Genomic DNA, 13,904 nt, shown 5'->3' on the forward strand with positions numbered 1-13,904 from the left:
AGGACGCGCTCAGCGTTGCGCCCGGGCAGAGGAATATAAGCACACTGCTGCCGCCGTCGCCAGGTTGAGGCTCTCGGCGCGGCCGTGGATCGGCACCCGGACCGCCTCGTCGGCCAGCGCCAGCAGCGCTTCGGGCAGTCCCCAGGCCTCGTTGCCGAACATCCAGCATGTGGGCGCCGCCAGCCGGCCGGCGTCGAGTTCGTCGTCGAGGTCGGCCGCGCCGCCGCCGTCGGCGGCCAGGACCCGCAGCTCGGCCGCGCGCAGCATGTCAACGGCCTCCTGCGCGCTGACGCCGACGGCCACCGGCACGTGGAACAGGCTGCCGGCCGAGGCGCGCACCGCCTTGGGGTTGTAGACGTCGACCGACTCGGAGGTGACGATCACCAGATCCGCGCCCGCGGCGTCCGCGCAGCGGATGACCGTTCCGGCGTTTCCGGGGTCGCGGACATGGGCCAGCAGCGCGACCAGCTTGGGGGCGCGCGCGGCCAGGAAGGACTCCAAAGGGACGTCGAGGAAGCGGCACACGCCGATCAGACCCTGCGGCGTCACCGTCTCGCTCAACGAAGCCAGCAGCTCCGGGGTCGCGATCGTGATCTTCGAGCCCTGTTTGCCGGCGGCGGCGAGGATCTCGCCGTACCGCTCGGCGGCCTCGCCGGTGGCGAACAGCTCGACGAGCACGCCGTCGAGGTCCGCCGCCTCGCGCACCGCCTGCGGGCCCTCGGCCAGGAACAGCCGCTGCTTGGCCCGGAACGGCCGCGAGGCGAGCCGCCGGGCCGCCACCGCGCGGGGTGCGCGCGGGTTGGACAGCTCAGGACTCGCCTCGCTCATAGCTCACCGTGCCTGTTCTGGCGAAGTGGGGCTCGATCCGCCAGGACTACGCGGCGGCGGACTTCGGCGCGTTGACGTCGGAGGGCAGCGCCTTCTTGGCGACCTCCACCAGCGCGCGGAACGCGTCGGCGTCGTTGACGGCCAGCTCGGCCAGCATCTTGCGGTCGACCTCGACGTTGGCCAGGTGCAGGCCCTGGATGAAACGGTTGTAGGTCATCCCCTCGGCGCGGACCGCGGCGTTGATGCGCTGGATCCACAGCCGGCGGAAGTCGCCCTTGCGGTCCTTGCGGTCCCGGTAGGCGTAGACGAGGGAGTGGGTGACCTGCTCCTTCGCCTTGCGGTACAGGCGCGAGCGCTGGCCGCGGTAGCCGCTGGCCTGCTCGAGGACGACCCGGCGCTTCTTCTGGGCGTTCACTGCCCGCTTGACGCGTGCCATTGTTCTATCTCCTGCTCAGTAACTAGGTCGGGGGGCTGTGCGCCGCGGGGCGGCTCAGCGGCCGAGCAGCCGCTTGATGCGCTTGACGTCGGACTTGGCCACCTCGACCTCGCCGGTGTGCTGCCGGGTGTACTCCGAGGACTTGCGCTCGAAGTTGTGGCGCATGCCGGCCTGGCCGCGCATGATCTTGCCCGAGCCGGTCACCTTGAAACGCTTCTTGGAACCGCTGTGGGTCTTCTGCTTCGGCATGGCGCCGTTTCTCCTTCACATGGGGCGGATCCGTGGGGTGCTACCCACACGGATCCGCTCTCGCTCTCGCCCCGGGGCGGCCGCCCCGCAGCTAGCGCGGGGGGCTCAGGTCCCGGGGCCGGTCCGGCCTGACCGTGGTCAGGACTGCTCTTCGCCGGTCTGGTCGGCGGCCGCCGCGGCGGCACCGACAAGGCCTTCGGTCTGCTCGGCCGACTCCGCCGACTCGGCGGTCTCGGTCGTCTCGGCCTCGGTGTCCAGGGCCTCGGTGTCGAGCACCTCGGTGTCCAGGGCCTCGGCGTCGGCGGTTTCGGTCTCCCCGACCACACCGCCGGCCTTGCGCTGCTCCTTGGCCAGCCGCGCCTCGGCCATGGCCTCGGTCTTCTTCTTGTGCGGGCCGAGGACCATGATCATGTTGCGGCCGTCCTGCTTCGGCGCGAACTCCACGAAGCCGAGCTCGGCCACGTCCTCGGCGAGCTTGCTCAGCAGGCGCCGGCCGAGTTCGGGCCGGGACTGCTCGCGGCCGCGGAACATGATGGTGATCTTGACCTTGTCCCCGGCCTTCAGGAACCGCACCACGTGACCCTTCTTGGTCTCGTAGTCGTGCGGGTCGATCTTCGGGCGGAGCTTCATCTCCTTGATGACCGTGTGCGCCTGGTTCTTGCGCGCCTCACGGGCCTTCAGGGCGGACTCGTACTTGTACTTGCCGTAGTCCATGACCTTGACGACCGGCGGCCGTGCGGTCGCCGCGACCTCGACCAGGTCGAGATCCTGCTCCTGAGCCAGCCGGAGCGCGTCCTGGATCGACACGATGCCGACCTGCTCACCGTTGGGGCCGACCAGCCGCACTTCGGGAACGCGGATCCGGTCGTTGATACGGGGCTCAGTGCTGATGGGGCCTCCTACGTTTTGGGCTCAATGCCCGCCTCTTCTTCGGTGCGCGGCTCCTGCGCGAAAACGCAAAAGCCCCGCACGACACGCATGCGAGGCTCCACCACCGGAACTGACCGACGCCGAGACGTGCCGGAGCGGCGAAGAACGCCGCCCACACACCTCTGGCGTGAGGCTGTTTGACCGGGACCCGTCCGCCCGGAGGCGAACCAGGTGGGAGATGGAATCTCCGCTTGCGGATCGAGGCACGCGCGAGCATGCCCGATCGGTCGTGGAACCGATACTAGCAGCTTCCGGCCGGCCGCCGTGACCACGGGTCACCGCCCGAGGACCACCGCCGCCGCCGTGGGAAGCTGGATCCGCACATCGAAAGATCCCCCGCGAGGAGCCGCAGTGACCGACAACGCCGCCCACCCCCAGGACATTCCCGCCGCCGCGGCCGACGGCCGGGACGCCCCGGCCGAGCGCCGCGACCTGGCGGACGTCCCCGCGGTCGAGGTCATCGGCACCGTGACGGTCCACCTGATGAGCGCCGCGGCGGTCAAGCTCGGCCTGGCCGAGAACGGCGAGGCCGACCTGGACCTGGACGAGGCCCGCAAGCTGATCACCGCCCTGGCCGGCCTGATCACCGCCGCCGCCCCCGAGATCGGCTCCCAGCACGCGGGCCCGCTGCGCGACGGCCTGCGCACGCTGCAGCTGGCGTTCCGCGAGGCCTCGCCGTTCCCGGACGAGCCGGGGCAGGGCCCGGGCGAGAAGTTCACCGGAGCGGTCTACGCCCGCGCGTAGGCTGTTCGGTATATCAGAGAACGCATAAACTCGGCGTGTGTCCGAGGACGACCTGCCCCGTGCGATCATCGTACTCCTGGCGGTGTTCTCCATCGTGTCCTTCGCCGCCGGCTCCGCGCTGGAGATGGCACGCCCGGACCTGCTCTTCCGGCACCCCTACTGGGTCAACCTGCTCTCCGGCATGACCGGCTTCACCACCAGCGGTTTCATCATCTCCGTGCTGTTCCGCCGGATCCAGCGCCGGCAGCAGCGCCGGGCGTTCGCCGGCCGCGCCGGGCCCGAGATCAACCAGATCGCGACGGACGCCGACGCCGCCTTGTGGGCGATGCTCGGCCGACTCGACGAGGACGTCGAACGCGGCGGCATCGGGGAGGCGGCCGCGACGGTGCGCGCCGTCCGGCAGCGCATCGACGGCGTCCGCGAGATCGGCGCGATCGTCGCGACCTTCCTGCACGGCGTGAAGGGGACGAGCAACCAGCCGGTCAGACGGGACGCCATCCTGTTCGGACGCTACGAATCGATGTCCGCGGCGGCGATGGCGGCTCCGCCGTGGGAGATCCCCGCCTACATCCGGGACGAGGCCCACGACCACGTCGGCGCCCTCGTCACCCTGGCGGAGGGCTCCGGACTCGCCGAGATGACCGAGCGGGGCGACACCCGCATCGTGCTGGCCCGGCTCCGGCGCGAGACCGCCGCCTGGCGCGAGGATCCGGACGTCCACCAGCTGATGCAGACCACGCTGGACCGCCTGCGCGAGCTGATGATCGGCGGAGCGCACCGCGACTTCGAGACCGAGATAGAGGTCGCGCTGCGGACGTATGAGGACGTGGCGACCCGTCCGGTCAGCATCGTCCGCTCGCTGGCCGCCCTCGCCGTGACGGCGCTCGAGCTGTCCAGTGGCGACCGATTCTCCAAGGAGATCCTGCGCGAGCTGGGGATGGATTAATCAGTTGTCCGAACTCTGCGAGCGCGGCAATCTGTACTCACCAAGCGGATCCGAAGCCGAGATCGGAAGGAGCAGGGACATGACCGTCGCAGCGACCCGACTGTGCGTCCTCCGGTACCTGTGCCTTATGCGCCTTCCGGAGGAGATCTCGGCCTGACCGTCACCACATGACGGTCCCAGGGCCGCCCGCCGGAAGGGGAACCTCCGGGCGGGCGGCCTTTTCTCGTGGCGCCGCGAGCCCGGAAGCAGCAGCAAAGACCTGCTTCCGTAGCCCAATCGGTAGAGGCGCGGCGTTCAGAACGCCGTCAGTGCGGGTTCGAATCCCGCCGGGAGCACCCGCGAGCACTCGTGCTGCAACTGGTTGACAGCCCGGTCTGAGAAGCCGGGGCCCGGCGACGGGCATAAGGGTTCGAATCCCTTCGAGTGCACCAGAAGTCGCTTGTCGACGGTCAGCTGGTCGGCAGCACGCGGTAGCGGACGAGCAGAGAACCCGTCGGCGAGACCTCGGTCTCGAGCGTCTCCAGCGCGATCCCCGGCAGGCCGTCGAGCAGGCGTCGTCCGCCGCCGGCGATGCGGGGGGCGATCACGAGCCGGAGCTCGTCGACCGCGCCGGCGGCGAGCAGCTCCCGGGCGACCGAGAGGCTGGCGTGGACGCCGATGTCGCCGCCGCTCTGCGCTTTGAGCGCGCGCACGGCTGGGACCAGGCCGCCGTCCTGGAGGACCGTCGCGTTCTGCCAGTCGGCGTCGAGGGGTGTCGAGGTCGCGACGTGCTTGGCGACCCCGTTGATGAAGCTCGCGAACGGTTCGATGTCGCTCTTCGGCCAGAACCGCGCCCATGCGCTGTAGCTGCGGCGGCCGAGGATGACGGCGTCCTGGGAGCCGATGACGTCGGCGAGGTTGGCCTCCATCGCCTCGTCCCAGTTGGCGATGAAGTCGTCCGGGTCCTCGGCGACTCCGTCGAGGGATGTCAATTCGTACACGACGACCTTGCGCATGCCGTCCGCCTCCGCCTCAGCTCGCGGTCGCCTCGTCGGCGGCCTCGCCGGCATTGTCGCCGGTCTCGGTCTCGGTCTCGGTCTCGGTCCTCGCCTCGGCCTCGGTCTTCTCCAGCAGCGCGGCGAAGGCGCGCACGGCAGCCGGCTCGACCTCCAGGAACGACGGCCGCGCCAGGTCCACCAACACGATCTCCGCCCCCTCGGCCAGCGCCGCCGCACAGGCCCGCGGGAACGCCACCGGCATCGGCCGCGCCTCCGGGTTCCACTCGACGAGCGCGCGCACCGAGGTGAACACCGGCAGCGCGCGCGTGCCGTCCGGCGCGACCAGCGTCACCAGCGCCATGTCGCTGTTCTTGTCGCGGCGCAGGGTGCGGCCCTGGTCGTCGGTCACTTCCTCGGCCTCGCCGAGCACCGCGACGATCGGCGCCAGGACGCGCGCGTTGAGCAGGTACCCGTACGCGTGCTCGACCGCCGCTTCGCTCCGGCCGTGCGCCTCCAGGACGGCCAGCAGCGCAGGGTCGGCGCCTCCGTCGTCGTTGGTGAAGGCGGAGGGAGCCAGCGTGCGTCCTGCGAAGTCGGTCATGGGCTCGACTTTAGTGGGAGCCCAGACGCGCGGCTGCTCGGGCACGGGTGCCGGGATCTCGGCCGGGACCCCGGCCAAAAACGGATTCGGCACCGTCACCGACACCGGCGGCATGGGCCCGGGCACCGGCATCGGACCGATCGGCATCGGCCCGAGCGGCATGAACCCGATCGGCATCGGCAGGGGCACCGGTATCACGACCGGCGCCAGCAACGCCGCGGCCCGCGCGCGCCGACGTCCCCGCGCCACGAACCACCCGCCGAGTACCAGCGACCCGGTCACCGCCACCGCGGCGTCGACCATCCCGCGCCGGCGCTCGTTCAGCCCGCCGATCCGCTGCTCGGCCACCACCTCCGGCCCGAAGCCGAAGTACTTCGCCCCCTGATACGGCGACGCCTTCGGCGCGGGCGGCGTCCCGGCCACCCCCGCCGCCGCCTTCAGCGCCGCCACCGGGTCCACGATCCCATTCCCGAGCTGGTCGTTCCGTCCCTGCGCCGGGCGGTGCGACGCGGTGTCCTTCACGATCTGCGCCACCTGCTCCGGGCTCAGCGCCGGATTCTCCGAGCGGATCAGCGCCACGACCCCGGCGACGTAGGCGCACGCCGGGCTCGTCCCCGCGCCGACCAGGATGTCGTCGCCGATCTCGGGACCGAAGTCGGCGTAGGTGTCCCCCGCCAGGTCGTTGACCGGCAGCGCCATCGGAATGGCGACGCCGGGTGCGGCGACCGCCACGTCCCATCCGGTCGAGGAGAAGAAGGCGCGCTTGCCGTTCTGGTCCACCGCCGCCACGCCGATGACCCCGCGCTCGCCGGCCGGGTACTCCGTGACGTCCTTCGACGGCTTGTCGCCGGAGTTGCCCGCCGACACCACCACCGACACGCCGTGCGCGATGGCGTAGCGCACCGCGTCGGCCTCGTTCGTGCTGTCGCTGTCCGCGCCGGACACCGTGCCGCCGAGGGACATGCTTATGACCTGCGCGCCGTGGTCGACGGCGTAGCGGATGCCCTGCGAGATCGGGGTGTGCGAGGCCTGCTGCAGCCCGGTGTCCGGGCTCTCGTCGTCCCGGATCACCCGCACCGACAGGATCTTCGCCGCCGGCGCGACGCCCATCACGCCCTGGCTGCCGCCGGGACCGTGCCCGTGCCCGGCGATCACCGAAGCCATCCCGGTCCCGTGCACGCCCCAGTCCGGATCCCCCGGCTTCCCACTCCCGCCGACCAGGTCCGGACCGGTCGTGACCTGCCCGGTCAGGTCCGCGCGCGAGCCCACGACGCCGGTGTCGAGCACCGCGACCGTGACGCCGGCGCCCTTGGTGGTCTTCCAGGCCTGCGGCAGGTTCAGGAACGTGATCGGCCACTGCGCCGACCGCACCTCGTCGGCCCGCGCCGCCGGCGCCGCGACCAGCACCGGGAGCAAGGCGGCGACCGCCAGGGCCGAGGCTCGGCGCACGCGCGTGGAAGTCCTGCTCGTCCCGAGCTCCGGAGCGGTCCTCACTAGCCCTTCCCCGTATTGGTGAACTCGTTGGCGAAAATCTGGGACAGCCCGGACGCCGCCTGCACCGGCGGCGAATCGGCGACCAGATCCTTGCCGAGCCCGGTCCGCAGGTCCGTGTCCGTGGAACCGGCGCGGCCGTCGCCGAACGCCGTCACCACATAGATGAGGTACGAGCCGTCGTTGGAAGCCTGGGAGTCCCACGCCACGCGCTGGGTGTCCGTGAGGCCGGCGGCCACCGTACGGGGAAAGGGGACCACGTCCGGCATCGTGTCCGGCTGCTTGGCGGCCTCGTCGGGCGTCCACTGCCGCCAGACCTTGTCCCGCGCGGAGGCCTCGCCGCCGATGACCACGACGCCGACCGTGGCGAAGACGGTCTGCGTGATGTCGGTGTACGTGGCGCGCAGAACCTTGACACACGATGTGCCCGGAGCCTCCGAGGCCAGTTCGAGAAGGAAGTCCGCCGGCAGCACGGCGCAGGCCGCGGGATCGGCGATGCCCAGGCGCACGTATTGGCTCCCGAGCGTCACGGTCGCCGGGAACACCTGCTCGACCGGCTTCGTGCGCCACAGCGCGCGCACCGCCTCATCGGCCTGCCGCGCGGGCGAGACCACCGCGGGCTGGACGCCTTTCGCCGACGCGGACGTGGCCAGTACCGCGGTCGCCGCCACCGCCGCCCCGACCGCGACGCTCACCGCCGCGCCGATCCAGTAGCGCTCAGGCATGCCGCTCCGCGTCCACCCAACACCCCTCTTCACTCTCGAACCCCAGAACACTAGCGGCCGGTCCGCCGCCGGCGTAACCCGAACTCTTCCTACTCACCGGTACCAAACCGCCGCCGCCACCTACCGCGCCGCCGCTCGCGTGTGCGACGCTGATCTCATGCCCGCCTCCCCGCCCGGACCCGCAGCGGACCGCCGCCGCCTCGACACCGCGACCGCCGCCTTCGAGCCGCCGTTCGCCGCCGTCGACCTCGACGCGTTCCACGCCAACGCCCAGGACCTGACCCGGCGCGCCGCGGGCAAGGCGATCCGCGTGGCCAGCAAGTCGGTGCGCTGCCGGGCGCTGCTGGAGGAAGTGCTGAGCCTGCCGGGCTACCAGGGCATCCTGGGCTTCACGCTGCCGGAGGCGCTGTGGCTGGCGGCGGAGGGCTTCGACGACATCGTCGTGGCCTACCCCTCGGCCGACCGCGCCGCCTACGCCGAGCTGGCCGCCGACGCCACCGCGCTGGCCGCCGTCACGGTCATGATCGACAGCACCGACCACCTGGACCTGATCGAGAAGGCGGTGGCCGGCACGCCCGGCGGGCAGTCCGCGCCGATCCGGGTCTGCATCGACATCGACGCCGCCTTCCACACCGCCGCCGGCCGGATCCGCATCGGCGCGCGCCGCTCCCCGCTGCACACTCCGGCGCAGGTCGCGGCGATGGCCCGGGAGGTGCTGCGGCGCGAGCAGTTCAAGCTGGTCGGGCTGATGGCCTACGAGTCGCAGATCGCCGGCGTCGGCGACGCGCCCCCCGGACGCCCGCTGCGCGGCGCGGCGATCCGCGCGATGCAGAGCCGCTCGGCGCGCGAGCTGGCGGCCCGGCGCGGCGCGATCGTCGCGGCGGTCCGCGAGCTGGCGCCGCTGGAGTTCGTCAACGGCGGCGGCACCGGCAGCATCGAGCGCACCACCGCCGAGGAGGCGGTCACCGAGATCGCCGCCGGCTCCGGCCTTTACCAGCCCTGGCTGTTCGACTCCTACCGCTCCTTCCGCGGCCGCCCCGCGGCGCTGTTCGCGCTGCCGGTGGTGCGCCGCCCGGGACCTGAGACCGCGACCGCGCTCGGCGGCGGCTACCCGGCCTCCGGCGCGGCGGGCAAGGATCGGCTCCCGCAGCCCTACCTGCCGCCGGGGCTGTCCTACGACCCGAACGAGGCCGCCGGCGAGGTCCAGACGCCGCTGCTGGGCAAGGTCGCGGCGAGCCTGCGCGTCGGCGACCGGGTGTGGTTCCGGCACACCAAGGCCGGCGAGCTGTGCGAGCGCTTCGACACGCTGCACCTGATCTCGGGCGACGAGGTGATCCGCTCCGTCCCGACGTACCGCGGCGAGGGTAAGACCTTCCTGTGACGGTGGACGAAGCGGAACCCTTGCGTCACCTGCGTCGCACGATCGTGATGAGCTGTGTTTGATGCAGAATCGGCGGCGCACCGGGCGCCGGAAAGACGACGATCGCGCGACCGCTGGCCCGTGCTCTGAACATGCCGCTGTTCGCGAAGGACACCATCAAGGAGCGCATGCACGACGTCCTGACCGAGAACGGCCCGGTAGACCTGGCATGGTCGCAGCGGCTCGGCGCGGCGGCGATGGAAATGCTGTGGGTCCTGGCGGCCGACGCGCCGGAGTGCGTGCTGGAAGCCAACTTCTGGACCGGTCACGAGGGGCAGAACGCCTCGCTGCGCGCGCTGAGCGAGGGCGGAACGCTCGTCGAGGTCCACTGCTCGGCGCCACGGGACGTGGTCATCCAGCGGTTCCGCGAGCGCGGCGTGGCCGGCGAGCGCCACGCGGTGCATCCGGGTCTGACGCTGACGCCGGAGCGCTGGGAGGCGGATTTCAGCGGACCGGTCGGGATCGGGCGGGTGCTGGAAGTGGATACCACGGTGCCAGTGGACGTGGCGCGGGTCGCCGCTGAGGTGCGCGCGCTGCTGGGTTAATGTGCTGCTCAGAAGTCCCCGTAATCCACCTGCCAGCAGGTCAACCCCATCCGCCGCCACAGCGCGACGACCCGCGACCGGTCGTCGAGCACCACCCGGACCGCGAACCGGTGCCGGACGTGCGCGTCGAACAGCTCGCCCTTGACGATGTCGTCCGCCCGCGTGTCGCCGGCCTTGCGCATCCACAGCTCGTCGTACGCCACGCCGTGCTTCGCCAGCCAGCGCTCGGTCCCGGCGCGCACGTCCTCGCCGCGCCCGGACAGCAGGACGACGCGGTCCCCGCGTGCGGCGAACGCGACCAGGGCGTCGGCGGTCGCGGCGATCAGCTCGTCGGTCTCGACCTTCTGCCAGTCGTACGGCCCGCGGTTCCTGTTGTCGGCCAGCGTGCCGTCGATGTCGCACAGCACGGCCGCCGGCAGCGCCGGGTCCGGCACGTAGGCCGAGACCGGCGCGACGGCGTTCAGGTCGGCGGCGGTCAGCTTCCAGCCCGAGGACTTCGTCGAGGCCAGCCGCAGCGCCATGGCCCGGATGTGCTCCTCCCCCACCGGGTTCGGGCGCTGCGCGTCGCGCTTGACGCACTCCTCGACGTCCACGTCCGTCAGGTCGTGCACCTGAAACGCCGCCCGGCCGCCGAGCAGGTTCTTCAGCCGCTTCGGGATCCGCGAGACCAGGTGGGTGTTGTCCACGACGACGTCGAACCCACCCTCGACCGCGGCGAGCACCACCGCGTCCTGCACCGCCAGCACCGTCTCCTCGTACCGGCGGCCCAGGCGCTTGGAGCCGTCGTTGTCGTCCATCATCCGGCGCAGCTCGTCCAGGCTGACACGCCGCATCCGGCCCTCGGACTCCGCCATCATCCGCCGCGCCAGCGTCGACTTCCCCGACGCCGGCAGCCCGCGCATCACATGGACCACCGGCTTGGCGGCCCGCACGCCGGGACCGGTGGGCACCGTCTCGGGTCCGGCGTCCGGGAACGCGTCGTCGATGGAGTGGTCTTCCATGTGTCCTCGGTTCTCAATTCTCGGTTCTCGGGCTCAGGGCTCAGGGCTCAGGGCTCAGTTCTCAGGGCTCAGGGTTCAGCCCTCGTCATCGTCCCGGAACGCCTCGGTCGCCTCCGGCTTCACCGCGCGCCACACGTGCATGGCGATCGGCCGTCCGTCCAGCAGCAGGAACATCCCGGCGCGCACGAACCCGTCGAAGCCCTTCGCCGCCCTCGCGTAAGCGCCCCGGTCGCCGGCCAGATGCGCCAGCGAGCTGTGCGCCGCCTCGATGCTCGCGGTGAGTTCCGCGGCGCGCGCCGTCAGCTCGTCGCACACGCCGCGCACCCAGGCGTCGTACTCGTCGGGCACGTCCGCCAGCAGCGGCGCCAGCGGTCCACCGGGAACCCGGCGCATGCCGACGACCTCGTTGGTCTGCACCCCGACAGCCTGCGCGATCTGCACATCGGTCGCCTCCGGGTACAGCTGCACCGCCAGCGCGCGCCACAGCTGGCGCGGGCCGACACTGGTCAGCCGGTAGTGCAGCGAGACATAGCCGGTGAGCTTGGTCTTGGTGCGCACGCCCGAGGCGAAGCGGATGACCCAGCCCTCGGCATCAGTGCCGGTGGCATCGGCGCCGTCGAGATGCTGGTTCTTCTCAGCGAGCGCAGCCAGCACACCGAAGGTGTCGGTCCAGTCGTAGGTACGCACGACCGAGCCGATGCCCTCCCACGCCGGCGCCGCATCGCGCAGCGCCAACTCCGAGCCGTCGGCCCGGAACGCCGCGAGCAGGACCAGGTCCCGGCGATCGCCGTAGTTCACGACGATGCGGTTCTCCGGATAGACGATCTCGGCGAGGTAGGTCACCGACGGATCCAGCGCCGAGGTGTCCGCCTTGGCGAGGTAGCGCTGAGCCCAGGCAGCCTGATCGGAGATGAACGAACCCTTCGACGCCGCGTGCCACGCACCGTCGTAGTGAAAGACGATGCCCAGGGACCCGTCAACCTTGTCGTAGACCTCGAAGGGCTCGTCGGGCAGCGTCGGCGCGTAGTCGAACGTGCCGTGCTGGCCGTGATTAAAGAACTTCGGCAGACACCACGCCGCCACGCGGCCGGTCGTGTCGTCCACGATCAGGCCGCGAGTGCGGGTGGTGACGGAGGTCCAGTACTGCTCGTACTGTTCCCAGTTCTGGTCATAATGGTCGGCGTGGACCTGGCTGGTCGACGTCAACCGCACTTGAGCACCGAATACCTTCCCTGAGCTGCGCTGGAAGGACGCCACCCTCGTGACGGCCACCGTGTCAGATCGTGTCACATCATTGCGTTGGGCGGTGCGGTAACGGTGTTGCGGGCCCGTTTTCGAGGCTGCTGTGTTAAATCTGTGTTGGCCTGGTAGGGCTACACCGCCATGGGGCGAAGAACTATCACCACAGGTCAGGGGCAGTTTCTTCGCTGGCATTTGCCATTCATCACCGCACGCTTGCTCTTGGAACGGCGCCCTAAATGCGGCGTATGACCGTTTCGTCACCAACCAAGTGGTCGCGCACCGCGATGCCGTCAAGGCGGCTGGCCCTGCAGTTCTGGTCAGCGACCACTAGTCACTTGCCTATAGTCAGGTAACTAGGTATGATAGTGATCATGGCTATTAAGAATCCGCTGATGGGGGCTGCCGAGATCGGCAAGCTGTTCGACGTCAGTCGTCAACGAGTCCAGCAACTGATCGCCAAGGCCGATTTCCCCGTCCCCGAAGCGGACCTGGCCATGGGCAAGGTCTGGAGCACCAGGAACGTCAAGGACTGGGGTTTGCAGGCCGGCCGGCCCTTCCTCGTTGCCTACGCGTTCCGTGACCGGGACGGGCAATGGCACGGGCCTGAGCACCGGCTCGAGACCGGCTACGTCGAGGGCGTGCTGGCCATCTCCGACGACGCCAACGCCAAAGCGTTCGCCGGACAGACCATCACGCTGCGATGCGGGTTCCTCGCCGGGCAACCCAACCCCGTCGCTGGCGATATCTCTGCCAACTTCGCAATCGTCACCGGCCCCAACGATCAGCGCTACGGCGTTCTACTCACCCACGAAGTTGCAGATCTCCTCGCTGGCACCTACACCGAGTAAGGGGCCCACGGGCTGGATTCGGCCCGCTGACGCAGGGCTCTGAAGCGAGGCGATCACGCCCCGTCATGAAACTGGGGGGACTCCCGCCGGCGGCGGCAGGATCACCGGAATTGACTGGAACTGCTCGACCTGCGCCAAGCCATCGATCCCGCCCACGACGTCGAGGCTGTTGACCGGGGGCCACCACACGGTGGGGTTCTTCGGCGGCCAGATCTGCACGAGTACGCGCCCCAAATCGTCACCCACGTCGGCCTGGACCTGAAGGTCGCCCGGAGCGAAGCCAAGGTCCGTGGCGACCTTGTCGCTGACGGACGAGCCGAAGACGTCGAAGACGACGGTGAACAGCCGGAAGCGCGCGGAATAGGCCGGGATGCTGAACCGCTTGCTGCCGGCCGTCATGACCATCGGCAACTGCAGGAAGCGGGACTCTCCGATCTGCTGGCCATGCTGGCCGGTGCTCACCGATGCCGCGCCGATCCGGATGAAGACCCCGGGCGGCGGTTCGTCGCTGCGATGGAACGCCCGGCAGTGCTCGACCGGGAGCTGCTCCTGGCGGCGGGTGACATGGGCCAAAATGGCGGCGGTCTTGAACGCCCACCGCGCCAGGTCGCGCTGGGCCGCCTCGTCCAGCTCAGTCTGCTTCCCACTGAACATGTTGATCAACAGCGGCTTGGCGGCATCCTCCATGCCGCTCGTCCACACGTTGTTGCAGGGCCCGCAGAGGATCTTCAGCGTCTTGCTGAACGGGCCGCCCACCTGGATCTCCGGCGCGGCACCGTCAACATACTCGCGGATTCCGCTCCCGCCATAGCCGAGCTTCTTCAGCCAGTCGCCGAAGACGTGTTCCTCGGTCAGCGGGCCGCGGGAGCCATAGAACAGACACACCTTGACCCGCCTCGGCTTCCGGGGCGCCTTCTTACT

Annotated in this window: 15 protein-coding genes and 2 tRNA genes; 7 read left to right on the forward strand and 10 right to left on the reverse strand. The window is 70.5% G+C overall.

Features of this window, described 5'->3' with window-relative positions; translation table 11 throughout:
- Window positions 1–9 precede the first annotated feature (9 nt).
- The 4 genes from CACI_RS27130 to infC form a co-directional block, all read right to left on the reverse strand.
- Window positions 10–828, reverse strand: coding sequence for a TrmH family RNA methyltransferase (locus CACI_RS27130; RefSeq protein ID WP_015794068.1), 819 nt, complete (start codon window positions 826–828; stop codon window positions 10–12).
- A 46-nt stretch (window positions 829–874) separates the two neighbouring features.
- A complete protein-coding gene (gene rplT, locus CACI_RS27135) occupies window positions 875–1,264 on the reverse strand; it encodes a 50S ribosomal protein L20 (RefSeq protein ID WP_015794069.1) in 390 nt (129 codons plus the stop codon).
- Between the two features lie 54 nt (window positions 1,265–1,318).
- Entirely contained in the window at window positions 1,319–1,513 is a 195-nt protein-coding gene (gene rpmI, locus CACI_RS27140) for a 50S ribosomal protein L35 (protein WP_015794070.1), read from the reverse strand.
- Window positions 1,514–1,651: 138 nt separating this feature from the next.
- Window positions 1,652–2,404, reverse strand: a complete 753-nt coding sequence (infC, locus tag CACI_RS27145) for a translation initiation factor IF-3 (RefSeq protein WP_015794071.1) — start codon at window positions 2,402–2,404, stop codon at window positions 1,652–1,654.
- 420 nt (window positions 2,405–2,824) lie between these two features.
- On the opposite strand from infC, the gene CACI_RS27150 reads away from it, so the two are divergent.
- The 4 genes from CACI_RS27150 to CACI_RS27165 all read left to right on the forward strand — a co-directional run bounded on the left by CACI_RS27150 (window position 2,825) and on the right by CACI_RS27165 (window position 4,564).
- Window positions 2,825–3,187: a DUF1844 domain-containing protein gene (locus CACI_RS27150; protein ID WP_143765958.1), complete on the forward strand. Its 363-nt coding sequence runs from the start codon at window positions 2,825–2,827 to the stop codon at window positions 3,185–3,187.
- Between the two features lie 37 nt (window positions 3,188–3,224).
- Complete coding sequence (locus CACI_RS27155) at window positions 3,225–4,133, forward strand: hypothetical protein (protein WP_015794073.1); 909 nt, start codon at window positions 3,225–3,227, stop codon at window positions 4,131–4,133.
- A 261-nt stretch (window positions 4,134–4,394) separates the two neighbouring features.
- Window positions 4,395–4,468: transfer RNA gene (locus CACI_RS27160), tRNA-Leu, on the forward strand.
- A 7-nt stretch (window positions 4,469–4,475) separates the two neighbouring features.
- A tRNA-Leu gene (locus CACI_RS27165) sits at window positions 4,476–4,564 on the forward strand.
- Between the two features lie 18 nt (window positions 4,565–4,582).
- Here CACI_RS27165 and CACI_RS27170 read toward each other — a convergent pair.
- The 3 genes from CACI_RS27170 to CACI_RS51470 are packed head-to-tail and all read right to left on the reverse strand — an operon-like array spanning window position 4,583 to window position 7,927.
- A complete protein-coding gene (locus CACI_RS27170) occupies window positions 4,583–5,128 on the reverse strand; it encodes a dihydrofolate reductase family protein (RefSeq protein ID WP_015794074.1) in 546 nt (181 codons plus the stop codon).
- A gap of 16 nt (window positions 5,129–5,144) precedes the next feature.
- Window positions 5,145–7,205, reverse strand: coding sequence for a S8 family serine peptidase (locus CACI_RS46110; RefSeq protein WP_190276636.1), 2,061 nt, complete (start codon window positions 7,203–7,205; stop codon window positions 5,145–5,147).
- Window positions 7,205–7,927, reverse strand: a complete 723-nt coding sequence (locus CACI_RS51470; protein WP_015794076.1) for a hypothetical protein — start codon at window positions 7,925–7,927, stop codon at window positions 7,205–7,207. Before CACI_RS51470 ends, CACI_RS46110 begins: the two co-directional genes overlap by 1 nt.
- Window positions 7,928–8,084: 157 nt before the next feature.
- Between CACI_RS51470 and CACI_RS27185 the strand changes: the two genes are divergently transcribed.
- Both CACI_RS27185 and CACI_RS27190 read left to right on the forward strand, forming a co-directional pair.
- Entirely contained in the window at window positions 8,085–9,308 is a 1,224-nt protein-coding gene (locus tag CACI_RS27185) for an amino acid deaminase/aldolase (protein WP_015794077.1), read from the forward strand.
- Between the two features lie 68 nt (window positions 9,309–9,376).
- Window positions 9,377–9,892: an AAA family ATPase gene (locus CACI_RS27190; RefSeq protein ID WP_085953867.1), complete on the forward strand. Its 516-nt coding sequence runs from the start codon at window positions 9,377–9,379 to the stop codon at window positions 9,890–9,892.
- An 8-nt stretch (window positions 9,893–9,900) separates the two neighbouring features.
- On the opposite strand, the gene CACI_RS46115 is transcribed toward CACI_RS27190, so the two are convergent.
- Both CACI_RS46115 and CACI_RS27200 read right to left on the reverse strand, forming a co-directional pair.
- Window positions 9,901–10,893 carry a phosphatase domain-containing protein gene (locus CACI_RS46115; RefSeq protein WP_015794079.1) on the reverse strand — a complete coding sequence of 331 codons (993 nt, stop codon included), beginning with the start codon at window positions 10,891–10,893 and terminating at the stop codon, window positions 9,901–9,903.
- 75 nt (window positions 10,894–10,968) lie between these two features.
- Entirely contained in the window at window positions 10,969–12,105 is a 1,137-nt protein-coding gene (locus tag CACI_RS27200; protein ID WP_015794080.1) for an RNA ligase, read from the reverse strand.
- Window positions 12,106–12,506: 401 nt separating this feature from the next.
- Here CACI_RS27200 and CACI_RS52815 point away from each other — a divergent pair, with 401 nt between their 5' ends.
- The gene (locus tag CACI_RS52815; RefSeq protein WP_041540485.1) at window positions 12,507–12,983 is read left to right on the forward strand and encodes a hypothetical protein; all 477 of its coding nucleotides are present in this window, start codon (window positions 12,507–12,509) and stop codon (window positions 12,981–12,983) included.
- A 63-nt stretch (window positions 12,984–13,046) separates the two neighbouring features.
- On the opposite strand, the gene CACI_RS27210 is transcribed toward CACI_RS52815, so the two are convergent.
- A complete protein-coding gene (locus tag CACI_RS27210; RefSeq protein ID WP_143765411.1) occupies window positions 13,047–13,739 on the reverse strand; it encodes a hypothetical protein in 693 nt (230 codons plus the stop codon).
- Between the last annotated feature and the right edge of the window lie 165 nt (window positions 13,740–13,904).

It is taken from the genome of Catenulispora acidiphila DSM 44928 (assembly GCF_000024025.1).
GTDB lineage: Bacteria > Actinomycetota > Actinomycetes > Streptomycetales > Catenulisporaceae > Catenulispora > Catenulispora acidiphila.

Coding starts and splice junctions, on each gene's coding strand:
- CACI_RS27130 (WP_015794068.1), bottom strand. CDS start 828: ATGAGCGAGGCGAGTCCTGAGCTGTCCAACCCGCGCGCACCCCGCGCG.
- rplT (WP_015794069.1), bottom strand. CDS start 1,264: ATGGCACGCGTCAAGCGGGCAGTGAACGCCCAGAAGAAGCGCCGGGTC.
- rpmI (WP_015794070.1), bottom strand. CDS start 1,513: ATGCCGAAGCAGAAGACCCACAGCGGTTCCAAGAAGCGTTTCAAGGTG.
- CACI_RS27170 (WP_015794074.1), bottom strand. CDS start 5,128: ATGCGCAAGGTCGTCGTGTACGAATTGACATCCCTCGACGGAGTCGCC.
- CACI_RS51470 (WP_015794076.1), bottom strand. CDS start 7,927: ATGCCTGAGCGCTACTGGATCGGCGCGGCGGTGAGCGTCGCGGTCGGG.
- CACI_RS27185 (WP_015794077.1), top strand. CDS start 8,085: ATGCCCGCCTCCCCGCCCGGACCCGCAGCGGACCGCCGCCGCCTCGAC.
- CACI_RS46115 (WP_015794079.1), bottom strand. CDS start 10,893: ATGGAAGACCACTCCATCGACGACGCGTTCCCGGACGCCGGACCCGAG.
- CACI_RS52815 (WP_041540485.1), top strand. CDS start 12,507: ATGGCTATTAAGAATCCGCTGATGGGGGCTGCCGAGATCGGCAAGCTG.